This window comes from Microbacterium sp. LMI1x-1-1.1, assembly GCF_040676205.1.
GTDB lineage: Bacteria > Actinomycetota > Actinomycetes > Actinomycetales > Microbacteriaceae > Microbacterium > Microbacterium aquilitoris.
In genome coordinates this window covers 649,544-672,594 of the sequence record NZ_JBEGHM010000002.1, presented here as the reverse complement: position 1 = coordinate 672,594, position 23,051 = coordinate 649,544, and the positions used below count along the sequence as shown (strand labels likewise).

The window sequence follows — 23,051 nt, the reverse complement described above, 5'->3', positions numbered from 1 at the left end:
TTCAGCCGTCCAGCCGCGTCAGCCAGCCGTGCACGTCTTCGGCGCGACCGTACTGGATGTCGGTGAGGTGCTGACGGAGCTCGAGCGCGAGAGTGCCCGTGGGCTGGACATCCTCGAACCCGGACGCCTTCAGCGCTCCGATCGGGGTGACGACGGCGGCGGTTCCGCACGCGAACACCTCGACGATGTCACCCGAGGCGACGCCCTCGCGCCAATCGGTCAGCGAGACGGGACGGCGCTCGACGCGGTGCCCGCGGTCCTCCGCGAGCTGCAGGATCGAGTTGCGGGTGATGCCGGCGAGGATCGATTCGGACTCGGGCGTCACGAGCGTCCCGTCCTTCATGACGAACACGACGTTCATGCCGCCGAGTTCTTCGACGTTGCCGTCCTCGTCCAGGAACACGACCTGGTCGCAGCCCTTCTCGTAGGCCTCGGCCTGAGGCAGGAGGCTCGCGGCGTAGTTGCCGCCGGTCTTCGCCGCTCCCGTGCCGCCCTTGCCGGCACGCGCGTAGTCCTCGCTCAGCCAGATCTTGACGGGGGTGACACCGCCCTTGAAGTAGGCGCCCGCGGGGCTGGCGATCACGTAGTAGGCGACCTTCTCGGCCGGGCGGACCCCGAGGAAGGCCTCCTTGGCGAACATGAACGGACGCAGGTACAGGCTCTGGTCGTCACCGGACGGAACCCAGGCGCCGTCGACGGCGATCAGCTCGCGGAGCGACTGCAGGAAGTACTCGGCGGGGAGCTCGGGCAGAGCCATCCGTCGTGCCGACCGCTGCAGGCGCGCGGCGTTCTCGTCGGGCCGGAACGTGTGGATGGAGCCGTCCGCGTGGCGGTACGCCTTGATGCCCTCGAAGATCTCCTGGCCGTAATGCAGCACGGCGGCCGCCGGCGACAGCGAGATGGGTCCATAGGGCGAGACGCGCGGGCGGTGCCAGCCGCCCTTCGACGACCAGCAGATGTCGACCATGTGGTCGGTGAAGTTCGTGCCGAACCCGGGGTTCGCGAGGATCTCCTCGCGGGCGGACGGCGACGCCGCAGCCAGGTTCTTCGTCACCGAGAAGGTGAGGGGGGCGGCGGTCGAGTCGGTGAGGGTCATGTCTTTCCTGTTCCTCGCGCGGTGTCTGCGCGACGCGCATCCAGTCAGATTACGCCCGGAGGCGTGCGGTGATGGCGTCGCCGACCTGCGCGGTCGTGCGGGCGGAGCCGTCCCTCGCCTCGATGTCCTCTCGGGCCGCGCGGGTGACGCGCTGGGCCTCGTCACCCAGCCCGAGGTGCTCGAGCAGGAGGGCGACGGAGAGGATCGCGGCGGTGGGATCGGCGATCTGTTGTCCGGCGATGTCGGGCGCGGAACCGTGCACGGGCTCGAACATCGACGGGAACGCGCCGTCGGGGTTGATGTTCCCCGAAGCGGCGAGGCCGATGCCTCCGGTGACGGCGCCGGCCAAGTCGGTCAGGATGTCGCCGAAGAGGTTGTCGGTGACGATCACGTCGAAGCGGCCCGGGTTCGTGACCAGGAAGATCGTCGCCGCGTCGACGTGCAGGTAGTCTACGGCGACGCCGGGATGCTCCTGCGCGACCTCGTCGACGATCCGCTTCCACATCCCACCCGCGTGGACCAGCACGTTCGTCTTGTGGACGAGGGTGAGCTTCTGGCGACGCTTCTCGGCCTGCGCGAAGGCGAACCGGACGACCCGTTCGATGCCGAACGCCGTGTTGACCGACGTCTCGTTCGCGATCTCGTGCGGGGTCCCCGTGCGGATGGAACCGCCGTTGCCGACGTACGGCCCCTCGGTCCCCTCACGGACGACGACGAAGTCGATGTCTCCGGGATCAGCGAGCGGTCCGGACGCCCCCGGGTACAACACCGACGGGCGGAGGTTGACGTAGTGGTCCAGGGCGAATCGGAGCTTGAGGAGGAGGCCCCGCTCGATGTTCGCGTCCTTCAGGCGCGGGTCGCCCGGCATCCCGCCGACGGCCCCGAGGAGGATCGCGTCGTGCGACGCGATGGCAGCGAGGTCCTCGTCGGTGAGCGTGTCGCCCGTCTCGAGGTAGCGCGCGGCGCCCAGCGAGAATCGGGTCTTCTCGAAGGCGACATCGGCACCGTCCGTCACGGCGTCGAGGACCTTCTCGGCCTCTGCGACGACCTCCGGACCGATGCCGTCTCCGGGGATGACGGCCAGCTTCACGACGCGCGACATCGCTCTCCTCGTTGTCGGGGTGGACCGCGCGTCGTCAGTGCTCGACGTGCGCGGTGCGGGTCCCCTTCAGCGTAGTGGCCGCGATCACGGCGGCGCAGACGACCAGCACCGCCCCGATGATCGAGGTGACGCCGACGCCGGAATCGAAGGCGGATGCCGCGGCCTCGAGCACGCGCTCGCCGAGACCCGCCGGCAGCCCGTCGGCGGCGGTGACCGCTCCGCCCAGGGTCTCGCGCGCCGCTGCCGCCGTCTCGGCGGGCACCCCGTCGGGCAGCACGATCCCGGAACGGTACAGCGCGGTGAGGATGCCGCCCAGCACCGCCGTGCCGAGAACGGCCCCGAGTTCGTAGGCCGTCTCGGACACGGCACTCGCCGCGCCCGCCTTGGCCGGCGGAGCCGTCGCCAGGATCAGCTCGTTCGACACGGTCTCGGCCGCGCCGATACCGAGGCCGAGCAGCCCGAAGGCGGCGATGAGCGTGCCGAGGGTCGCGGCATCCGTCGACATCGCGATGATGAGATACGCCGCGACAGACAGCGACAGCGCCACCGGCACGACGACGCGCGGCGATACCCGGCGCGAGATCGGGACGACCGTGAGCCCTGAGACGATCATCAACACGAGCCCGGGGACGAGCGCGAGGCCCGCCTGCAGCGGGCTCAGTCCGACGATGAGCTGCAGGTGCTGCGTCACGAAGTACAGGAACCCGACGAGGGCGACGACGCTCAAGAGGTTGACGAGGAGCGCGCCGGTGAACGCGCCCGTCCGGAACAGTCGCATGTCGAGCATGGGCGCGTCGGACCGGAGCTGACGACGCACGAAGATCAGCCCGAACGCCAGGCCCGCGACCACGAGGACGACCGGCAGGATGCCCGGACCGTGAACGGCGAACTCCTTGATGGCGTAGACGATCGGCACCATGGTCGCCATGCTGAGGGCGATGCTGACGGGATCGATGCGGCCCGGCTTCGGGTCGCGACTCTCGGGGACCAGGATCGGCGCGAGGACGAGCAGCGGGATCAGGACAGGGACCGCGAGGAGGAACACCGACCCCCACGCGAAGTGCTCCAGCAGGAGTCCTCCGACGATGGGTCCGAGAGCGGAGCCCGCCGAGAACATCGACGCCCACACCGCGATCGCGAGTCGGCGCTGGTCGCGGTCGGTGAAGATACTCCGCAGCAGCGACATCGTCGACGGCATGAGCATGGCACCGAAGAAACCCATGGCGGCGCGGGCGGCGATGAGGAGCTCGGCCGACGGGGCGAAGGCAGCGACGGCGGAGATGCCCGCGAAGCCGGTCGCTCCGATCATGAGCAGCCGGCGGCGTCCGAATCGGTCCCCGAGGGATCCCATCGTGACGAGGAGCCCTGCCAGGACGAGCGGATAGACGTCGATAATCCAGAGCTGCTGCGCGCTCGTGGGAGTCAGGTCGCGTGCGATCTCGGGCAGCGCGAAGCTCAACACCGTGTTGTCCACCGACACCAGGAGCACGGGCAGCATGAGCACCGCCAGCGCAGCCCAGCCGCGCCACCCCTGTCGCACACCCGCCGCGTCGGCGACGCGGATCTCTTCCGTCAACGTCATGATTTATACACCGTCCAGTCGGTATAGTAACAGAGCCGACCGACGAGAGGGAAGAGACGTGAGCAGACCACCGCGGGCGCGAGAAAGCGTGCTGGACGCGTTCGAGGCCGCCTTGATCGACGGCGGTGCCCGCGGCGCGACGATGGATGCCGTCGCCGCAGCGGCGGGCGTCTCGAAGGGCGGTCTGCTCTACCACTACGCCTCGAAGGAAGCGCTCGAGTCGGCGCTCATCGAGCGGATGCGGCGCCTCGTCGACCTGGACGTCGAGGAGATGCTGCGCTCCCCCGACGGGATCGTGGCGGTGTTCGTCCGCACGTCCGTGCAGTCCGACACCCCGCTCGACCGCGCGATCGTCGCCACGTCGCGTCTGGCGCAGACGGGCCACGACGCGGCGTCCGTCGCCCTCCGTGACGCGCGACGCGTCTGGGAGGATGCGCTCCGTCCCCACACTCGCGACGAGAGCGCGCTGCAGCTCGTCCTGCTCGTGAGCGACGGGCTCTACTTCAACAGCGCGCTCGCCACGCAGGGCGTCCCGGGCCCCATCCCGCAGGGCGACGACCTCGACGCGCTCATCGCGCTCGTCGAGCGCGCGGCACGCTGACCCGCTCTCCTGTCACGAACGACCGCCGCACGCGGCGTGATGCGACAGGGGAACGAGGGATGCCGGTGCGTCAGACCTCGGTGAGCTCGATCTGGCGGAACAGGTCGGCCTGGACCGAGGCGCGGAGCTCGTCGAGCATCGGCTCGGGGATCGGCGAATCGACGGTCAGGACCGACAGTGCGCGGCCGCTCGCGTCGGGCCGCGCGACCTGGAGCCCCGCGATGTTGATGCCCGCTTCGCCGAGCTTCTGACCATAGATCGCGACGATGCCGGGCCGGTCGGCGTAGCGCATCACGACGTGGTAACGGTTGATCGGCACCTCGACCTCGTAGCCGTTGATGCCGACGACCTTCGGCACCATGCGCGTGCCCGCGAGGGTGCCCTCCACGGTGAGCACCGTGCCGTCGGACAGCGTGCCGCGGAGGATCGTGATGTTCCGGTACAGCGGGCTCTCGGACTCGACGATCAGTCGGGTCTCGATGCCGCGCTGCTCGGCGAACAGCGGCGCGTTCACGTAGGAGACGTTCTCGCTCACGATGTTCGTGAAGATGCCCTTCAGCGCCGCCAGGCGGTAGACGCTGACGTCGTAATCGGCGAGCTCTCCGCGGACCTCGATGTCGAGGCTCGTGAGGGCGCTGGGCGCGAGCCCCGTGAAGATCTGACCCAGCTGCTCGACGAGCGCGATGCCGGGACGCACGAACGGGTCGATCACGCCGCCGGCGACGTTCACGGCGTCCGGGACCAGGTCGCCTTCGAGCGCGAGCTTGACGGACTTCGCGACCGAGACACCCGCCTTCTCCTGAGCCTCTTCGGTCGAGGCGCCCAGGTGGGGCGTGACGATGACGTTCGGCAGGGACAGCAGGGGGAACGCCGTGCCGTCCTCCTTCGGCGGCTCGCTCGTGAAGACATCGAGTCCAGCGCCGGCGATCTGGCCGGTGGTGAGCGCCGTGTGCAGCGCCTCTTCGTCGATGAGACCGCCGCGGGCGACGTTCACGACGTACGCCGTGTCCTTCATCATCTCGAACTGCGCGGCGCCGATCATGCCGGTCGTCTCGGGGGTCTTCGGCATGTGGATCGTGACGAAGTCGCTCGTCTTCAGCAGCTCGTCGAGCCCGAGGAGCTGCACGCCCAGCTGCTGCGCGCGGGTCGGCGTGACGTAGGGGTCGTACGCGACGACCGAGACGCCAAACGCCTGCAGTCGAGCGGCGATGAGGGCGCCGATGCGGCCGAGGCCGATGATGCCGACCGTCTTCTCGAACAGCTCGGTGCCCGTGAAGGAGGAGCGCTTCCACGCGCCGGCCGCGAGCGAGGCGTGGGCCGCCGGGATGTGGCGCGCGAGGCTCAGGATGTGACCGACGGTGAGTTCGGCCGCGGAGATGATGTTCGACGTCGGGGCGTTGACCACCATGACGCCCGCGCTCGTGGCGGACTTGATGTCGACGTTGTCGAGACCGACGCCGGCACGGGCGATGACCTTGAGCGACGGAGCCGCGGCGATCGCCTCGGCATCCATCTTCGTTGCGGAACGGATGAGGACGGCGTCCGCATCGGCGAGGGCCGGGAGGAGGGCGGCACGGTCGGCACCGTCCACGGATCGGACGTCGAAATCGGGGCCCAGGGCCTCGATCGTGGCGGGAGAGAGTTCTTCGGCGATCAGGACGACAGGCTTGGGCACGGCAGACCTTCGGGTACGCGAGTGTGGATCGCCACGCGGCCGGCCGGGCTGGGACCGACGACGGTACGCGGCACGGCCAGCCTAGCGAATCCGACCGCACGGCCCCGACCGTGTGACGGACCTCAGGAGCCGAAGAGCGAGTTGCCGTTCGTGATCGCGAACGTGAGGACGTTGAGCCAGAAGACGCCGACCAGCCCGAGCCCCACGAGCAGGATCGCGGCGAGGTGCAGCAGCGGGCGCCGACGGCCGAGGACCACCCCCGCGACGAAGACGATGATCGGGAAGACGACCGGGAAGAGGAGGAAGGCCCAGCCGGCGCCGGTGAGGCCCTCGACCGCGGTGGCCTGCGCGACGAGGAAGGCCACAGCGGTCCACACGGCGTAGGCGTAGAAGAGCCCGAACACGCCGGCGACCGTGGCCCGCAGCCACGACGGTGAGCGGCGAACGGTGGGGGAAGACGTCGTCACGGGGTCACACTCCGCTCACGAAGGGCCAGGGCACGAGCAGGAACGCACCGACGATGAGCCACACGAAGCGCACCCACGTCGCCGAGGCGCGCGTGAGGAGCATCGACACCCCGAACCAGAGGACGGGAGCCGCGACCGCCGCCCATTGCGCCGGGACGACAGCCCAGGGCGCGAGGAACGCCGAGATCACGAGCGCCGTACGAGCGCCACCCAGCGCCCAGCCGACGGTGTACAGCAGGTAGATCCCGCCGAGGAGACCGAGCGTGACGAGCGCGACGTTCCCGAGGGATGCCGGTGGTCCCGCCTCGGCGCGGTCCTCCCCCGACCCCTTCTCCCCTGCCGGAGGCACAGGATCCTGCTCGGCCGCCGGAGCCGCCGGCTGCGGCGCACTCCCCCTCCCGACCGCGCGGAAGCCGGGCGGCAGGGACGTCTCGCTCCGCTCGGGGCGGGGTGGACGGGTCGGCGAATCGTCGCCCTCCCAGCGGAAGGCGTCCTCGTCGTCTCGGGGCTCGGAAGGCACGGATCGAGTCTACCGACGCCGAAGGCCCGACCCCTTGTAAGGGCCGGGCCTCCGTGGCTCATATCAAGCCGGTCTCGGCGGATGCGCCGAGGGCGGGATGCCGAGGGTCAGCGCGCGGCGGAGCCTTCGGTGTAGTCCGAGTCCTGCTGCTTCCACGCGAAGAGGGCGCGCAGGTCCTTGCCGACGGCCTCGATCGGGTGTGCGGCGGCCTTGGCACGGAGCTCCTGGAACTCCACGGCGCCGTTGTCCTGGTCGTCGATGAAGCGCTTGGCGAAGGCACCCGATTGGATGTCGCCGAGGACGGCCTTCATGTTCTCCTTGACGCTCGGGTCGATGACGCGCGGGCCAGAGACGTAGTCGCCGTACTCCGCCGTGTCGGAGACCGACCAGCGCTGCTTGGCGATGCCGCCCTCCCACATGAGGTCGACGATGAGCTTCAGCTCGTGGAGCACCTCGAAGTAGGCGATCTCGGGCTGGTAGCCCGCTTCGGAGAGAGTCTCGAAGCCGTACTGGACCAGCTGCGACACGCCACCGCAGAGGACGGCCTGCTCGCCGAACAGGTCGGTCTCGGTCTCTTCGGTGAAGGTCGTCTTGATGACGCCCGCACGGGTTCCGCCGATGGCCTTCGCGTACGAGAGCGCGACGCTCCAGGCCTGGCCCGAGGCGTCCTTCTCGACGGCGATGATGTCGGGGATGCCGCGGCCCGCGACGAACTCGCGCCGCACCGTGTGGCCGGGGGCCTTCGGGGCGACCAGGATGACGTCGACGTCGTCGGGGACCTCGATGTAGCCGAAGCGCACGTTGAAGCCGTGCGCGAAGGCGAGCGTCTTGCCGGCCGCGAGGTGAGGCTTGATCTCGTCGTTGAAGATGCCGCGCTGGTGCTGGTCGGGCGCGAGGATCATGATGAGGTCGGCCCACTCGGCAGCATCCGCGACGGACTTCACCTCGAAGCCGTCCTCTTCGGCCTTCGGAGCGGACTTCGAGCCGTCCTTGAGGGCGATGACGACCTCGACGCCGGAGTCGCGGAGGTTCTGGGCGTGGGCGTGGCCCTGCGAGCCATACCCGACGATGGCGACCTTCTTGCCCTGGATGAGCGAGATGTCGGCGTCGGCGTCGTAGAGGATCTCAGCCATGTTCGTGTGTGTCTCCTTGTAGATGTCGGTAGAGAAGTTGTGGGGTCAGCCGCGCAGGACGCGCTCGGTGATGCTCTTGCCGCCGCGGCCGATGGCGACCATGCCGGACTGCGCGAGCTCCTTCACACCGAAGGGCTCGAGCGCCCTGAGGAAGGCGTCGACCTTGCCGCGATCGCCGGTCACCTCGACCACGAGGGCGTCGGTCGCATAGTCGACGACGGACGCGCGGAAGAGGTTGACGACCTCGATGACGTTCGAGCGCGTCTGGTTGTCGGCGCGGACCTTGACGAGCATGTGCTCGCGCTGGACCGAGGTCGAGTAGTCGAGCTCGACGATCTTGATGACGTTCACGAGCTTGTTCAGCTGCTTCGTCACCTGCTCGAGCGGCAGCTCCTCGACGTCGACGACGACCGTGATGCGGGAGAGCCCCGGCACCTCGGTGACGCCCACGGCGAGCGAGTCGATGTTGAAGCCACGTCGGGCGAACAGGCCCGCCACGCGCGTCAGCAGACCGGGCTTGTCCTCCACGAGGAGGCTCAGGACGTGCTTGCTCATCGTCAGTCCCCCTGCTCGAATGCCGGCGCGTGTTCGCGCGCGTACTGGATGTAGCTGTTGCTGACGCCCTGCGGCACCATCGGCCACACCATCGCGTCGGCGCTCACGACGAAGTCGATGACGACGGGACGGTCGTTGGTCTCCAGTGCCAGCTGGATGGCGGCATCCACGTCCTCGGCCTTCTCGACCCGGATGCCGAGGCAGCCGTACGCCTCGGCGAGCTTGACGAAGTCCGGGATGCGGATGCTGTCGTGACCCGTGTTGAGGTCGGTGTTCGAGTGGCGGCCGTCGTAGAAGAGGGTCTGCCACTGGCGCACCATGCCGAGGGACGAGTTGTTGATGATCGCGACCTTGATCGGGATGTTGTTGATCGCGCAGGTGGCGAGTTCCTGATTGGTCATCTGGAAGCAGCCGTCGCCGTCGATCGCCCACACCGCCCGGTCGGGCTGGGCGACCTTCGCCCCCATCGCGGCGGGGACGGCGTAGCCCATCGTCCCGGCGCCGCCGGAGTTCAGCCACGCGTTGGGGCGCTCGTAGCCGATGAACTGCGCGGCCCACATCTGGTGCTGACCGACACCCGAGGCGAACACGCCCTCGGGTCCGGTGATCTCGCCGATGCGCTGGATCACGTGCTGCGGCGACATCAGACCGTCCGTCGTCGGCGCGTAACCGAGCGGGAACTCGGTCCGGAGGCCGTCGAGGTACGACCACCACTCCGAGATGTCCGGCCCCTCGACCCCGGCGAACGCGGCATCGAGGTCGACGAGGACGTCCTTCAGGTCGCCCACGATCGGAACGTCTGCGGCGCGGATCTTGCCGATCTCGGCGGGGTCGATGTCGACGTGGATCACCTTGGCGTCGGGGGCGAACAGCGCCGCCTTGCCGGTGACGCGGTCGTCGAACCGTGCGCCGAGTGCGATGAGCAGGTCGGATTCCTGGAGCGCGAGGACGGCCGGAACCGTGCCGTGCATGCCCGGCATGCCGAGCTGCTGCGGGTGGGAGTCGGGGAACGCTCCCCGCGCCATGAGGGTCGTGACGACAGGGGCTCCGGTGGCCTCCGCGAAACGGCGGAGCTCAGCGGCAGCCCCCGCGCGGACCACGCCACCGCCCACGTACAGGACGGGCTTCTTGGCCTCGGAGATGAGCTGCGCCGCGGCCTGAATCTGCTTGCCGTGGGCTTTCGTCACCGGCCGGTACCCGGGGAGGTCGACCTTCGGCGGCCAGATGAAAGGCGCCTTGGCCTGCTGCGCGTCCTTCGTGATGTCGACGAGCACGGGGCCCGGGCGACCGGTCGAGGCGATCTCGAACGCCGCGGCGATCGCGCCGGGGATCTCGGCGGGATCCTTCACGAGGAACGAGTGCTTCGTGATCGGCATGGTGATGCCCACGATGTCGGCCTCCTGGAAGGCATCCGTCCCCATCAGGGTCGAGTACACCTGCCCGGTGATGCAGACGATCGGCATCGAGTCCATGTAGGCGTCCGCGATCGCGGTGACGAGGTTGGTCGCGCCCGGGCCGGAGGTCGCGATCGCGACGCCGACACGACCGGATGCCGCGGCGTACCCCTCGGCGGCGTGACCGGCGCCCTGCTCGTGACGGACCAGGATGTGGCGGAGGTCCGTGGAGTCCATCAGGGGGTCGTAGACCTCGATGATGGCTCCACCCGGGAGGCCGAAGACGTCGGTGACGCCCAAGAGCTCCAGTGAGCGGACGACGGCCTGCGCTCCGGTGAGCACGGGGTGGGACGCGCCTCCGGCGGGTGGCCGGGGCACAGCGGCAACGGTGTCAGAAGACATGAGAGAGACCTCTGTGGTGATGGATGACGAGTGTGTGGGGCCTAGCCCGTCGTCGCGCCCTCCGCAGCGGAGCGCACGAGCTTCGAGTACTTGGCCAACACGCCACGGGTATAGCGCGGGGGAAGGGGCTCCCAGCCCTCACGGCGGGAGTTCAGCTCAGCTTCGTCGACGAGTAGGTCGAGAGAACGAGCCGCGATATCGACCCGTATCAGATCACCATCGCGCACGAAGGCGATGGGACCAGCGTCCACCGCTTCGGGTGCTATGTGGCCGATGCACAGGCCGGTTGTGCCGCCTGAGAATCGTCCGTCCGTCAACAGTAGTACATCTTTTCCGAGGCCAGCGCCCTTGATGGCGGCGGTCACCGCGAGCATCTCGCGCATGCCCGGACCGCCCTTGGGCCCCTCGTATCGGATGACGACGACGTCGCCGGCGGCGATGCGTCCCTCCTCGAGGGCGTCCATCGCGGCGCGCTCGCGTTCGAACACCCGGGCGGGTCCCTCGAAGACGGCGGCATCGAACCCCGCGGTCTTCACAACGGCACCTTCGGGCGCCATCGAGCCGTGCAGGATCGTGATGCCGCCGGTCGCGTGGATCGGGTCGTCGAAGGTGTGGATGACGGTGCCGTCGATCGGGTCCGGGTCGAGGTCGCGCAGGTTCTCGGCGAGCGTCTTGCCCGTGACGGTGAGCGCATCGCCGTGCAGGAGGCCCTCGTCGAGCATGGCCTTCATGATGACCGGGATGCCGCCGTGCCGGTCGACGTCGTTCATGACGTAGGTGCCGAACGGCTTCATGTCGGCCACGTGCGGGACCTTGTCGCCGATGCGGTTGAAGTCGTGGAGCGTCAGGTCGACCTCGGCCTCGCGGGCGATGGCGAGCAGGTGCAGGACGACGTTCGTCGAACCGCCGAGGGCCATCGCGAGCGCGATCGCGTTCTCGAAGGACTCCTTCGTGAGGATGTCGCGGGTCGTGATGCCCTGGCGGAGCAGGTTGACGACGGCCTCGCCGGAGCGGTGGGCGAAGTAGTCGCGGCGACGGTCGGCGGAGGGCGGCGCCGCGGAGCCGGGAAGACTGAGCCCCAGAGCCTCGGCGACCGATGCCATCGTGTTGGCGGTGTACATGCCGCCGCATGCGCCCTCGCCGGGCGCGATCGCGCACTCGATGCGCTTGAGGTCGGCCTCGCTCATCTTGCCGGCCAGGCACGCCCCGACCGCCTCGAAGGAGTCGATGATCGTGACGTCCTTCTCGGTGCCGTCGCTGAGCTTGACCCAGCCCGGCGCGATCGAGCCCGCGTAGAGGAAGACGCTCGAGAGGTCGAGGCGGGCGGAGGCCATGAGCATGCCGGGGATCGACTTGTCGCAGCCGGCGAGCAGGACCGAGCCGTCGAGGCGCTCGGCCATCATGACCGTCTCGACCGAGTCGGCGATGACCTCACGGCTCACGAGGGAGAAGTGCATGCCCTCGTGGCCCATGGAGATGCCGTCCGAGACCGAGATGGTGCCGAACTGGAGGGGGTAACCGCCTCCGGCGTGCACGCCTTCTTTGGCTCCCTGCGCGAGCCGGTCGAGGCTCAGGTTGCAGGGCGTGATCTCGTTCCAGCTCGAGGCGATGCCGATCTGGGGCTTGTCCCAGTCCTCGTCGCCCATGCCGACCGCGCGGAGCATTCCGCGGGACGTCGTGGCTTCGATGCCGTCGGTGACCGCGCGACTGCGGGGCTTGATGTCGATGTTCTCGTCGGGAGAGGGCATTCTCGAAGTCTATTGCCGCGAAGCGACGCGCTCGTGTGCGACAGTCGACAGCACTGCGGCGAGTTCTTCGATGTCTGCCACACGGACGGATGCCGCGGTCTCCCCCGCACCGACACGGATGCCGAGATCGTCGGGTCCGAGCGAGCGGAGGGCGTCCTCATCGGTCAGGTCGTCCCCGGCGAAGACGACGGCGGTCGCGCCGACGACCTCGCGGAGGTGGGCGACGGCGGCATCCTTCCCGGCGTCGGTGAACGCGTATTCGACGATGTCGTGGCCCTGACGCCGGCGCCAGTGTGGGGCGGCATCCGCCATCAGCGCATCGACGGATGCCCGGAGCCGCTCCGCAGCGGTCGCGTCGGTCACGGTCCGCAGGTGCACCCCGAAGCCGAACGTCTTCGGTTCGATCCAGGAGCCGGGGGCTCCCTCGGCCAGCTTCTCGACGTCAGCTCGCAGCCGGTCCCGCACCTCGACGTCGGCGGGGTCCAGGGCCTCGTCCACGGGCGCGCCGGGGATGAGGTACTCCGCACCGTGCGAGCCGGCCAGCAGAATCGGCGAGTCGTCGGAGTGCTCGGCGATGATCCGCAGGTCGCCGAGCGACCGGCCCGACACGAACGCCACGGCGGTGTCGGGCGCCGCGAGCAGTGCCTCGACGGCGGAGCGGGCCGCCGGAGCCATCCGCGCGCTCATCGGGTCGTCGACGAGCGGCGACAGGGTTCCGTCGAAGTCCAGCGCGACCAGCAGCCGATGGGCACGTGCGATGTCGGTGAGATCGGTCACGGGTGTTCCTTCCGGGCGGCGTTCAGATCCGAGATGAACCTCTCCGACCATTTCGCGACGTCGTTCTCACGGACCCGACGGCGAAGAGCCCGCATCCGGCGGTCCTTCTCCTTCTGCGGCATGTCGATCGCCTGCATGATGGCGTCCTTCAGTCCGGTGATGTCGTGCGGATTCACCTTGATGGCCTGCGTGAGCTCGTCGGCCGCCCCGGTGAACTCGCTGAGCACCAGCGCCCCGCCGCCGTCGACGCGACTCGCGACGTATTCCTTGGCGACGAGGTTCATGCCGTCGCGGAGAGCCGTGACCAGCATGACGTCCGCCGCGAGGAAGAGCGCGACCATCTCCTCGCGCGGGTACGAGTGGTGGAGGTATTGGATCGCGCTGTAGCCGAGTTCATCGGCATCGCCGTTGATGCGCCCGACGGTGAGCTCGATCTCGTCGCGGAGCTCCATGTAGGTCTGCACGCGCTCGCGGCTGGGACTCGCGACCTGGACGAGGATGACGTCGTGCACCGACAGGCGGCCGTCCGCCAGCAGTTCGCCGTACGCCTTCAGCCGGTGTCGGATGCCCTTCGTGTAGTCGAGCCGGTCGACGCCCAGCAGGATCGCCTTCGGGTTGCCGAGACTCGAGCGGATCTCCTCGGCCCGAGCCCGGATGTCGGGACGCTTCGCGAGCTCCTCGTACTCGGCCGCGTCGATCGAGATCGGATAGGCGCGGGCGACGGCGGTCCTGACGCCCCCGTCTTCCGTCGGGACGGCGATCGCGCCGGCCTTGGTGTCGAACCCCAATTGGCGGCGCACGGCACGAGCGAAGTTCCCGGCATCCGCCACCCGCTGGAAGCCGATGACGTCCGCACCGAGCAGGCCCTCGAGGACCTGGCGTCGCCACGGCAGCTGCGCGTACAGGCCGTATGCGGGGAACGGAATGTGGTGGAAGTAGCCGATGGTCAGGTCGGGACGGAGCTCGCGGAGGAGCTTCGGGACGAGTTGCAACTGGTAGTCGTGGACCCAGACCGTCGCGCCCTCGGCGGCGTGGGTCGACGCCGCCTCCGCGAATCGCTTGTTGACCCTGACGTAGGCGTCCCACCACGTGCGGTGATACGTCGGCGCCGCGATGACGTCGTGGTAGAGCGGCCAGATCGTGTCGTTCGAGAAGCCCTCGTAGTAGAGCTGCATGTCGTCGGCCGACAGCGTGACGGGGACGAGCTGGAGGCCGTCGAACTCGAACGGCTCGAGCTCCATGTCCGCTTGTCCCGGCCAGCCGACCCAGGCACCGTGGGTGCTCCGCATCACGGGATCGAGCGCCGTCACGAGGCCGCCGGGCGAGCGCCGCCAGGGTTCGTTCTCGTCGTCCGTCCGGTCGACCGGAAGGCGGTTGGACACGACGACGAAGTCAGAAGCCACGGTCACGGTGTTCCTCTCGATGGATGACTTCAGGCTAACAACCGCCACGCCATGCGTCGGGCGCACTAGCGTGGGTGGTATGCGCAAATACCTGTTCGGAACCGGTCTTCTCTCGGCCCTCACAGGAGGCGTCACTCTCTTGCGCTCCGCGCGCAGCCCCGAGCCGTTCACCTGGCGCACCGCGCTCGCCTGGCTCAGCTGGGGCATCACCCTCGCTCTCGCGGTCGGATCGGTCGTCGACACCCGTCGCGCGTCGCGCGGCAAGCTCATCCCGATGGACTCGCCGCGCGACGGCGAGAAGAAGAAGCTGCTGAAGCGCCGCCTCTCGCGCTGATCTTCCGTTAGCGGGTCAGGATGAGCGCCTCGCCCTGACCGCCACCGCCGCACAGGCCCACCGCGGCCGTGCCACTCCCCCGTCGCTGGAGCTCACGCACGGCGTGGACGACTAGGCGCGCACCGGACGCTCCGATCGGATGCCCGATGGCGATCCCGCCACCGTGGACGTTGACGATCGACTCGTCGATGCCGAGTTCCCGCTGCGATTGGGCGACCACGGCGCCGAAGGCCTCGTTGATCTCGACCAGGTCCAGAGCGGATGCCGCGATGCCCTGACGTCCGAGCGCCTGCGCGATCGCGCGCGCGGGCTGGGAGTGCAGGGAGTTGTCGGGTCCGGCCACCTGACCCGCCGCACCGACCGTCGCGAGAATCGCCCACCCCTCCGCTTCGGCGCGGGACCGCGTGGTCACGACGACCGCGGCGGCGCCGTCGGAGATCGGCGAGGCGTTGCCTGCCGTGATGTCGCCGTCGGTGGAGAACGCGGGGCGCAGCCGGGCCAGGGTCTCGACGGTGGTGTCCGGGCGGACGCCTTCATCCGCGACCACGCGGACCGGGTCGCCTCGCCGCTGCGGCACCTCGACGGGGACGATCTCGTCGTCGAAGACACCCTGCTCGGCCGCGGCGGCGGCACGCTGGTGGGACAGCGCGGCGACGTGGTCCTGCGCCTCGCGCGTGAGCCCGAGCGCGGGGTTGTGCTGCTCGGTCGACAGACCCATCGAGATCCCCTCCGCGGCGTCGGTGAGACCGTCGAACGCCATGTGGTCGAGCACCTCGACCGAGCCGTACGCCCAGCCGTCGCGTGAGCCGATGAGGAGGTGGGGCGCGCGCGACATCGACTCCATCCCGCCGGCGACGACGACCGCGGCATCCCCCGAGGCGATCAGCCGCTTCGCATCGATGATGGCGGTGAGTCCCGACAGGCAGACCTTGTTGACAGCGGATGCCGGGACGTCCCACCCGATGCCGGCACCGAGAGCCGCCTGCCTCGCCGGATTCTGGCCCGACCCGGCCGGGAGCACCTGGCCCATGATCACGGCGTCGACCGCGGTGGGATCCACTCCGCTGCGCTCCAGCGCACCGCGGATCGCGATGGCCCCCAGCTGCGGGGCGGACAGGGACGACAGGGCGCCCATGAGCTTGCCCTGCGGCGTCCGGGCGGCACCGACGATGACGATCTCTTCACTCATGACTCCACCTTCGCATCGCTCGGGACGATCAGTTCGGGCTCCGTCGCCTCGCGGACCTCGGACACGCTCACTCCGGGCGCCGTCTCGACGAGAACGAGCCCGCGCGGCGTGACGTCGATGACAGCGAGGTCGGTGATGATGCGATCGACCACCCCGCGGCCCGTGAGGGGAAGCGAGCACTCGGCGACGATCTTCGGCGACCCGTCGCGAGCGACGTGCTCCATCAGGACGACAACCCGTCCGGCACCGTGGACGAGGTCCATGGCCCCGCCGGGCCCTTTGACCATCTTCCCCGGGATCATCCAGTTCGCCAGGTCTCCGGCGGCGGACACCTGCATCGCACCGAGGATGGCGGCGTCGATCTTGCCGCCCCGGATCATGCCGAAGCTGAGCGCGGAGTCGAAGAAGGCCGCTCCCGGAAGGGTCGTCACCGTCTCCTTGCCCGCATTGATCAGGTCGGGGTCGACGTCGGCCTCCCGCGGGTACGGACCGACGCCGAGGATCCCGTTCTCGGATTGGAGGACGACGGTGACGCCTTCCGGGACGTGGTTGGGCACGAGGGTGGGCAACCCGATGCCGAGGTTCACATAGGAGCCGTCGCTGAGCTCCGCGGCAGCACGGGCCGCCATCTCATTCCTGGTCAGCGCCATGTCACTGCCCTTCCGCCGTGATCGTCCGTCGTTCGATGCGCTTCTCGATGCCGGTGCCGACCTCCACGACCCGATGCACGTAGACGCCCGGGAGGTGAACGGCATCCGGATCGAGCTCGCCCGGCTCGACGAGCTCCTCGACCTGCGCGATGCACACCCGCCCGGCCATGGCGGCGAGCGGATTGAAGTTGCGGGCCGCTTTGGCGAAGACGAGGTTGCCGTGCCGGTCGCCGCGGCGCGCGTGGACGAGCGAGAAGTCGGTCGTGATGGCCTCCTCGAGGACGAACTCCTTCGCGGAGCCGGCCACATCGAAGACCCTGACGTCCTTCGGTGCGGACGCCACAGCCACCCCGCCGGCGCCGTCGTAGCGGCGCGGCAAGCCGCCCTCGGCGACTTGCGTCCCGACTCCGGTCTGGGTGTAGAACGCGGCGATGCCGGCGCCGCCCGCGCGGAGCTTCTCGGCCAGCGTGCCCTGCGGCGTCAACTCGAGTTCGAGCTCGCCGGAGAGGAACTGGCGCTCGAACTCCTTGTTCTCGCCGACGTAGGAGGAGGTCATCTTGCGGATGCGATGTGCGCGCAGCAGCACGCCGAGCCCCCAGTCGTCCACGCCGCAGTTGTTCGAGACCACCGAGAGGTTGGCCGTCCCCTGTTCGAGAAGGGCCTCGATCAGGGCGGTCGGATTGCCGGAGAGTCCGAATCCGCCGACGGCGATGCTCGCTCCGTCCGGGATGTCCGAGACCGCCTCAGCCGGTCCGGCCACGCGTTTGTCGATCACTGCGCACTCCTTCGTGTCGTCTCCCTCGAGCATCGCCGCACCCGCGTCCCCGGTCGAGGATGTCGTTGCCATGTGGACCGCTCGACCCGTAGGGTCCACGATGTGGAACGACCCACGGCATCCGTCCCCGGCGCACAGGCGATCGCCCGTGCCGCGCTCCTCCTGCGACTCGTGAGCGCAGCCGGCATGACCGGCAAAGGACTTCGCGAACTGGCCGCGGATGCGGGGCTCACCCGGACGACGGCGCACCGGCTGCTCTCGGCCCTGCGCGCGGAGGGGCTCGTCGACCAGGACGACCGCACCGCCCGCTGGCTCGCCGGCCCGGAGCTGTTCCTCATGGGGGCCGCAGCCGCACCTCGCTACGACATCACCCACATCGCCGCGGACATCGTCCGCTCCCTCGCGGTGAAGACCGAGGAAAGCGCGTTCCTCTCCGTGCGTCGCGGCGACGAAACGGTCTGCCTCGTGCGGGAGGAAGGATCCTTCCCCATCCGGTCCTTCGTCCTGAGCGAGGGTGTCCGCTTCCCGTTGGGCGTCGCATCCGCGGGCCTCGCGATCCTGTCCTTCCTTCCGCAGGGCGACGTCGACGCGTATCTCGACCGCCATCCCGACCTGCCGGGACGATGGGGCGGTGCCCACGATGCGGCAGCGCTCCAGATGCGCATCGCCGAGACGCGTGACCGGGGCTACGCCGTCAATCCGGGGCTCATCGTCCCCGGTTCGTGGGGCATCGGTGCGGCCGTCTTCGACCACGCCGGACACCCCGCATGGGCGCTGAGCCTGACCGGCGTCGAGTTCCGCTTCGGCCCCGATCGGCTCGCCGACCTCGGGCGCCTGCTCCTGGCCCACGCGCATCAGCTGACGACGCGCGTCCAGTCGGCCCGGCGGGCGTGAGGCGCCTCAGAGCCCGGCCGACTCCAGCCAGCGGAGCCAGACCTCGCTCACGGTCGGGTAGGCCGGGACGGCGTGCCACAGTCGGTGCAGCGGGACCTCGCCGACGATCGCGATCGTGGCGGCGTGCAGGAGTTCGGCGACGTCCGGGCCGACGAAGGTGGCACCCACGAGCACTCCGCGCTCGGCGTCGATGATGGCCCTCGACATCCCCTCGTACCGGTCCGAATGCGTGCTCGCCCCGGCGACCCACGACAGGTCGTAATCGACGATCTTCACGTCGATCCCGGCCGCGCGAGCGGACGCCTCGGTGTGCCCGACGGCGGCGACCTCGGGCTCGGTGAACACGACCTGCGGGACGGCGGCGTGGTCGGCCGTCGCCGCGAGGGGACCCCACGGGGAGGTGTCGACATCCGTCGAGGTCGCGCGTCGGGCGATGACATCACCGGCGATCCTCGCCTGATACTTCCCCTGATGCGTGAGCAGGGCACGGTGATTGACGTCGCCGACGGCGTACAGCCACTCGCTGCCCGGGACCCGGAGGGTGTCGTCGACCTCGATCCAGGCGCCCGCCTTCTGGCCGATGACGTCGAGACCGACATCCTCGGTCCGGGGCACGCGCCCCGTCGCGACGAGGATCTCCTCGGCGCGGACCGACGACCCGTCGTCCAGCGACACGGTCACGCCGCCGTCCGAGCGCTCGACGCCCGTCACGCCGACCCCGGTGCGGACGGTCGCGCCGGCCGAGGTAAGCGACTTCTGCACGGCTTCGCCGGCGAAGCCCTCGAGCCCGCTGAGGAGCGACGACCGGGCGATCACCGTGACGTCCGTTCCGAAGGCGGTGAACGCCGTCGCCATCTCGACGCCGACGACGCCCCCGCCGAGCACGACGAGGGACGAGGGAACGTCAGTCACGCCGGTGGCCTCGCGGCTCGTCCACGGCGCGGCATCCCGAAGACCGGGGATGTCGGGAAGGAGAGCGGCCGACCCGGTGCACACGGCGACCGCGTGGCGTGCCCGCAGGACCGTCGTCGAGCCGTCGGCCGCTTCGACCGTTACCTCCCTCTCGGCAGACAGTCGGCCGTGGCCCCGCACGAGATCGATGCCCGCGCCCTGCAGCCACTCGACCTGGGAGGTGTCCTGATAGTCGTGCACCATGCGATCGCGCCTCGCGAGGACGGCCGCGACGTCGACGCCGCCGTTCACCGCCTCGGCCGCTCCCGCGACGTCCCGAGCCGCGCGCAGTGCGGCGGGTGCGCGCAGAAGCGCCTTCGACGGCATGCACGCCCAATACGAGCACTCGCCGCCGACGAGCTCGCTCTCGACGATCGCGGCGGTCAACCCGCCGCGGACGGCCCGGTCCGCGACGTTCTCGCCGACGGGGCCGGCTCCGATGACGATGAGGTCGTACTCGCGTGTGCTCATGCCGACACCGTAGCGAGCGCCCGGCCGTAATGTCCCGCCCTTGCCATACCCGGGGAAAGACGTCAATGGACGCCGGAGACTGCCGGGATGTCGGGGGTCTGTGGTTTGCTGAAGCACCGGCCGAAAGGACGCCCATGGCCATCGAATTCCGATCCGTCACCAAGCGCTTCGGCGACGGCCCCGCCGCCGTCGACGACGTCTCGCTCGAGATGCCCGCGCGCAAGACGACGGTCCTGGTCGGATCCTCGGGCTGCGGCAAGACCACGCTGCTGCGGATGATCAACCGCCTGATCGAACCGACGTCCGGTGACATCATGATCGACGGCGAGTCGATCCGCTCCCGTGACGCCGTCCAGCTGCGGCGCAGCATCGGGTACGTCCTGCAGAACGCCGGACTCCTGCCCCACTACACGGTGGCCGACAACATCGCGACCGTGCCCGTGCTCACCGGCCAGACCCGCGCGACCGCGCGTCGGCGCGCGATGGAGTTGATGGAGGTCGTCGGCCTCGACACCGCGTTCGCCGATCGCTACCCCGCTCAGCTCTCCGGCGGCCAGCAGCAGCGCGTCGGCGTCGCACGTGCGCTCGCTGCGGACCCCAACATCCTGCTCATGGACGAGCCGTTCGGCGCCGTCGACCCCATCGTCCGCAAGGAACTGCAGGCCGAGGTCATCCGACTGCAGCGAGAACTCGACAAGACGATCGTGTTCGTGACCCACGACATCGACGAAGCCTTCCTGCTGGGTGACCAGGTGGTCATCCTGCAGAAGGGCGCCCGGATCGCCCAGCACGGAACGCCCTCGGAGATCATCGAAGCCCCCGCCGACGAGTTCGTCGCGAGCTTCATCGGCGCCGATCGCGGCGCGCGTGCCTTCCACGCGAAGCAGACCGACCGCGGGACGGTGCTCGTGGACGGATCCGGTCGGACCCAAGGCGTCCTCCTGCCGGGGTCGCCGGAGGACGAGGGGTGACGGCTCCATGAACTGGGTCGTCGAGAACCTCGACCTGATCGGGCAACTCACGCTCGCCCACCTGCGGCAGAGCGCCATCGCGATCGTGCTCGGTTTCGTCCTCGCGATCCCGCTCGGCTGGGCGGCGTTCCGATTCACGCGCCTGCGCGGCACACTCCTGGGCGTGGTGGGCATCCTCTACACGATCCCCTCGTTCGGTCTGTTCGCCCTCATCAGCGCGACGACGGGCATCGGCCTCCTGTCGGAGACCAACCTGGTCGTCGCGCTCACGATCTACGCCGTGGCGATCATGACGCGTTCCGTCACCGACGGTCTCGCGTCGGTGGATGCCGCGGTCCGCAGCGCCGCGGTGGCTGTCGGCTTCGGCCCGGTCAGGCGATTCTGGACGGTCGACTTCCCCCTCGCCGGGCCGGTCATGCTGGCGGGTCTGCGCGTGACGGCGGTGTCGACCATCTCCCTGGCCACCGTCGGAGCCCTCATCGGTGTGCAGAACCTGGGATACCTCTTCACGAACGGGTCGCAGCGACGCATCATCCCCGAGGTGCTGGCGGGCGTCCTCGCCGTCGTCGTCATCGCCCTCGTGATCGATCTGGCGCTCGTCCTCGCGGGACGCGCGCTGATGCCGTGGACCCGACGGATCCGCGTGCCGCGGCAACGCGCCCGTGCGGCGGAGGTGACGGCATGAACGTCTTCCTCGACGCGTTCGCGTGGATCTTCTCCCCCGACCGCACCACCGGGTACCTCCCCCTCTGGGAGGCGATCCTGCAGCACCTCGGTTTCACCTTCGGGTCGGTCGCGATCGCGGCTGTCATCGCCATCCCCGCCGGGTGGGCGATCGGTCACACCGGGAAGGGCCGCGAGATCGCGGTGTTCCTGTCCGGCGCCGCCCGCTCCCTGCCATCCCTCGGTCTCGTCGTCCTGCTCTACCTGGTGATCGGCGTCAACTTCAAGGAGCAGGCCGCGGTCGTCGCCTTCGTCCTCCTCGCGATCCCCTCGATCCTCGCCGGCGCGTACGCCGGTATCGAGGCGATCAACCGCTCCACCGTCGAGGCGGGCCGCGCCGTCGGGATGACTCCGATGCAGATCCTGTGGAAGATCGAAGTCCCCCTCGGTCTGCCGCTTCTCATCGGCGGCATCCGCTCCGCAGTCCTGCAGGTCGTGGCCACCGTCACCATCGCCGCGTACGTGGGGCTCGGCGGACTGGGGTTCGCCCTCATCCAGGGCATCCAGACCCGCAACGCCGCACAGATCCTCGGCGCCTCGATCGTCGTCGTCATCCTCGCCCTCGTCCTGGACGGCGCTTTCGCACTGTTCCAGCGCATCGTCGTTCCCCGCGGCGTCGCCGTGCAAAACTCTTCCCCCACGCGTCGTCGCACCCGGCGCGCCCCCGTCCCGGCCACCTGAGACCGGGCATCCTGACCACCACCCCATCCGGAGGCATCCATGTCCATCACACGCACCCGCATCCTTCCCGTCGTCGGCCTCGCCGCCGCGGCCGTTTTCGCGCTGTCCGCCTGCGGCTCGAGCGATTCCCTCCAGGGCAGCGGTTCGAGCGGCAACGAGGGCGGCGGCGAGCAGTCCAAGACGATCGTCGTCGGCTCGCAGTCCTACCCGTCGAACGAGATCATCGCCGAGATCTACTCCCAGGTGCTGGAGAAGGACGGCTTCTCCGTCGAGCGGAAATTCGCCATCGGCCAGCGCGACGCCTACATGCCGTCGCTCGAGGACGGGTCCATCGACCTCTTCCCCGAATACACCGGCAGCCTGCTGCAGTACTACGACAAGTCGGCCACCGCCGGGTCGTCCGACGAGGTCTACGACGCAATGGTGAAGGTCCTTCCGGACAACCTGAAGGCTCTCGACTACTCGCCGGCGACCGACCAGGATTCCTACAACGTGACGGCCGCCTTCGCGAAAGAGAACAACCTCACCGAGATCGGCGACCTGGCCAGCATCAAGGACCTGACGTTCGGCGGCGCCCCCGAGCTCGAGCAGCGGCCGTACTTCACCGACCTGAAGAAGGTCTACGGCGTCGACGCCAAGTTCGAGGCGACGGCCGACACGACCGTCGACGAGCTCGTCGCGGGGAACATCCAGGTCGCCAACGTCTACAGCGCGGACCCGCGGATCAAGACGGAGGATCTCGTCACGCTGGAGGACCCGAAGGGACTGTTCCTCGCTGCGAACGTCGTGCCGATCGCGAACGCCGACAAGGCCGACGAGATCGCGGATGCGATCAACAAGGTCAGCGAGGCGATGAGCCCCGAGGAGCTCGTCGCGATGAATGTCGAGTCCACTGTCGACCAGCGTTCGAGCGCTGACATCGCCAAGAAGTGGATCGCCGACAACCTCGGCTGACAC

The 23,051-nt window shown here is 69.3% G+C and carries 23 protein-coding genes; 7 read left to right on the top strand and 16 right to left on the bottom strand.

The window, feature by feature from the left end:
• Position 1: 1 nt before the first annotated feature.
• From MRBLMI1x_RS10940 to MRBLMI1x_RS10930, 3 genes are read right to left on the bottom strand one after another with little or no spacing between them, the layout of a single operon-like run.
• Positions 2-1,096 (bottom strand): branched-chain amino acid aminotransferase, encoded by a 1,095-nt coding sequence (locus MRBLMI1x_RS10940; protein WP_020097180.1) that lies wholly within the window; start codon positions 1,094-1,096, stop codon positions 2-4.
• Between the two features lie 49 nt (positions 1,097-1,145).
• Entirely contained in the window at positions 1,146-2,198 is a 1,053-nt protein-coding gene (locus MRBLMI1x_RS10935; protein WP_018188091.1) for a 3-isopropylmalate dehydrogenase, read from the bottom strand.
• 34 nt (positions 2,199-2,232) lie between these two features.
• On the bottom strand, positions 2,233-3,780 hold the full coding sequence (locus MRBLMI1x_RS10930) for an MFS transporter (RefSeq protein WP_363458751.1): 1,548 nt from the start codon (positions 3,778-3,780) through the stop codon (positions 2,233-2,235).
• 58 nt (positions 3,781-3,838) lie between these two features.
• Here MRBLMI1x_RS10930 and MRBLMI1x_RS10925 point away from each other — a divergent pair, with 58 nt between their 5' ends.
• Positions 3,839-4,381: a TetR/AcrR family transcriptional regulator gene (locus MRBLMI1x_RS10925; protein ID WP_026302971.1), complete on the top strand. Its 543-nt coding sequence runs from the start codon at positions 3,839-3,841 to the stop codon at positions 4,379-4,381.
• 70 nt (positions 4,382-4,451) lie between these two features.
• Here the strand turns inward: MRBLMI1x_RS10925 and serA are convergent, their stop codons facing one another.
• From serA to MRBLMI1x_RS10880, 9 genes are all read right to left on the bottom strand, one after another.
• A complete protein-coding gene (serA, locus tag MRBLMI1x_RS10920; protein ID WP_018188094.1) occupies positions 4,452-6,056 on the bottom strand; it encodes a phosphoglycerate dehydrogenase in 1,605 nt (534 codons plus the stop codon).
• 122 nt (positions 6,057-6,178) lie between these two features.
• A complete protein-coding gene (locus MRBLMI1x_RS10915) occupies positions 6,179-6,523 on the bottom strand; it encodes a hypothetical protein (RefSeq protein ID WP_020097177.1) in 345 nt (114 codons plus the stop codon).
• A 4-nt stretch (positions 6,524-6,527) separates the two neighbouring features.
• Positions 6,528-7,043 carry a hypothetical protein gene (locus MRBLMI1x_RS10910; RefSeq protein ID WP_028497385.1) on the bottom strand — a complete coding sequence of 172 codons (516 nt, stop codon included), beginning with the start codon at positions 7,041-7,043 and terminating at the stop codon, positions 6,528-6,530.
• Positions 7,044-7,150: 107 nt separating this feature from the next.
• Positions 7,151-8,176, bottom strand: coding sequence for a ketol-acid reductoisomerase (gene ilvC / locus MRBLMI1x_RS10905; RefSeq protein ID WP_020097175.1), 1,026 nt, complete (start codon positions 8,174-8,176; stop codon positions 7,151-7,153).
• Between the two features lie 45 nt (positions 8,177-8,221).
• Entirely contained in the window at positions 8,222-8,731 is a 510-nt protein-coding gene (gene ilvN, locus MRBLMI1x_RS10900) for an acetolactate synthase small subunit (RefSeq protein ID WP_018188098.1), read from the bottom strand.
• 2 nt (positions 8,732-8,733) lie between these two features.
• Entirely contained in the window at positions 8,734-10,527 is a 1,794-nt protein-coding gene (locus MRBLMI1x_RS10895) for an acetolactate synthase large subunit (protein ID WP_028497384.1), read from the bottom strand.
• Positions 10,528-10,568: 41 nt separating this feature from the next.
• Complete coding sequence (gene ilvD / locus MRBLMI1x_RS10890; RefSeq protein ID WP_018188100.1) at positions 10,569-12,275, bottom strand: dihydroxy-acid dehydratase; 1,707 nt, start codon at positions 12,273-12,275, stop codon at positions 10,569-10,571.
• Positions 12,276-12,284: 9 nt separating this feature from the next.
• Positions 12,285-13,052, bottom strand: coding sequence for a trehalose-phosphatase (otsB, locus tag MRBLMI1x_RS10885; RefSeq protein WP_363458747.1), 768 nt, complete (start codon positions 13,050-13,052; stop codon positions 12,285-12,287).
• Positions 13,049-14,461: an alpha,alpha-trehalose-phosphate synthase (UDP-forming) gene (locus tag MRBLMI1x_RS10880; protein ID WP_311856885.1), complete on the bottom strand. Its 1,413-nt coding sequence runs from the start codon at positions 14,459-14,461 to the stop codon at positions 13,049-13,051. The genes otsB and MRBLMI1x_RS10880 overlap by 4 nt, the downstream gene beginning before the upstream one ends.
• Positions 14,462-14,534: 73 nt before the next feature.
• Between MRBLMI1x_RS10880 and MRBLMI1x_RS10875 the strand changes: the two genes are divergently transcribed.
• The gene (locus MRBLMI1x_RS10875) at positions 14,535-14,789 is read left to right on the top strand and encodes a hypothetical protein (RefSeq protein WP_018188103.1); all 255 of its coding nucleotides are present in this window, start codon (positions 14,535-14,537) and stop codon (positions 14,787-14,789) included.
• A 7-nt stretch (positions 14,790-14,796) separates the two neighbouring features.
• Here the strand turns inward: MRBLMI1x_RS10875 and MRBLMI1x_RS10870 are convergent, their stop codons facing one another.
• Genes MRBLMI1x_RS10870 through MRBLMI1x_RS10860 form a run of 3 tightly spaced genes read right to left on the bottom strand, consistent with a single transcriptional unit; the run spans position 14,797 to position 17,436 of the window.
• The gene (locus tag MRBLMI1x_RS10870; protein ID WP_020097171.1) at positions 14,797-15,978 is read right to left on the bottom strand and encodes an acetyl-CoA C-acetyltransferase; all 1,182 of its coding nucleotides are present in this window, start codon (positions 15,976-15,978) and stop codon (positions 14,797-14,799) included.
• Positions 15,975-16,628: a CoA transferase subunit B gene (locus MRBLMI1x_RS10865; protein WP_363458744.1), complete on the bottom strand. Its 654-nt coding sequence runs from the start codon at positions 16,626-16,628 to the stop codon at positions 15,975-15,977. Before MRBLMI1x_RS10865 ends, MRBLMI1x_RS10870 begins: the two co-directional genes overlap by 4 nt.
• 1 nt (position 16,629) lies before the next feature.
• Positions 16,630-17,436, bottom strand: a complete 807-nt coding sequence (locus MRBLMI1x_RS10860) for a CoA transferase subunit A (RefSeq protein WP_020097170.1) — start codon at positions 17,434-17,436, stop codon at positions 16,630-16,632.
• Positions 17,437-17,505: 69 nt separating this feature from the next.
• On the opposite strand from MRBLMI1x_RS10860, the gene MRBLMI1x_RS10855 reads away from it, so the two are divergent.
• Positions 17,506-18,297: an IclR family transcriptional regulator gene (locus MRBLMI1x_RS10855; protein ID WP_020097169.1), complete on the top strand. Its 792-nt coding sequence runs from the start codon at positions 17,506-17,508 to the stop codon at positions 18,295-18,297.
• Between the two features lie 6 nt (positions 18,298-18,303).
• Here MRBLMI1x_RS10855 and MRBLMI1x_RS10850 read toward each other — a convergent pair whose 3' ends face one another.
• The gene (locus MRBLMI1x_RS10850) at positions 18,304-19,719 is read right to left on the bottom strand and encodes a dihydrolipoyl dehydrogenase family protein (RefSeq protein ID WP_363458742.1); all 1,416 of its coding nucleotides are present in this window, start codon (positions 19,717-19,719) and stop codon (positions 18,304-18,306) included.
• Between the two features lie 134 nt (positions 19,720-19,853).
• On the opposite strand from MRBLMI1x_RS10850, the gene MRBLMI1x_RS10845 reads away from it, so the two are divergent.
• The 4 genes from MRBLMI1x_RS10845 to MRBLMI1x_RS10830 are packed head-to-tail and all read left to right on the top strand — an operon-like array spanning position 19,854 to position 23,048.
• On the top strand, positions 19,854-20,690 hold the full coding sequence (locus MRBLMI1x_RS10845; protein ID WP_018188109.1) for an ABC transporter ATP-binding protein: 837 nt from the start codon (positions 19,854-19,856) through the stop codon (positions 20,688-20,690).
• Positions 20,691-20,697: 7 nt separating this feature from the next.
• The gene (locus MRBLMI1x_RS10840) at positions 20,698-21,375 is read left to right on the top strand and encodes an ABC transporter permease (RefSeq protein WP_018188110.1); all 678 of its coding nucleotides are present in this window, start codon (positions 20,698-20,700) and stop codon (positions 21,373-21,375) included.
• Positions 21,372-22,094 carry an ABC transporter permease gene (locus MRBLMI1x_RS10835; RefSeq protein ID WP_018188111.1) on the top strand — a complete coding sequence of 241 codons (723 nt, stop codon included), beginning with the start codon at positions 21,372-21,374 and terminating at the stop codon, positions 22,092-22,094. Before MRBLMI1x_RS10840 ends, MRBLMI1x_RS10835 begins: the two co-directional genes overlap by 4 nt.
• Positions 22,095-22,133: 39 nt before the next feature.
• Positions 22,134-23,048, top strand: a complete 915-nt coding sequence (locus MRBLMI1x_RS10830) for an ABC transporter substrate-binding protein (protein ID WP_020097167.1) — start codon at positions 22,134-22,136, stop codon at positions 23,046-23,048.
• The last annotated feature ends 3 nt before the right edge of the window (positions 23,049-23,051 follow it).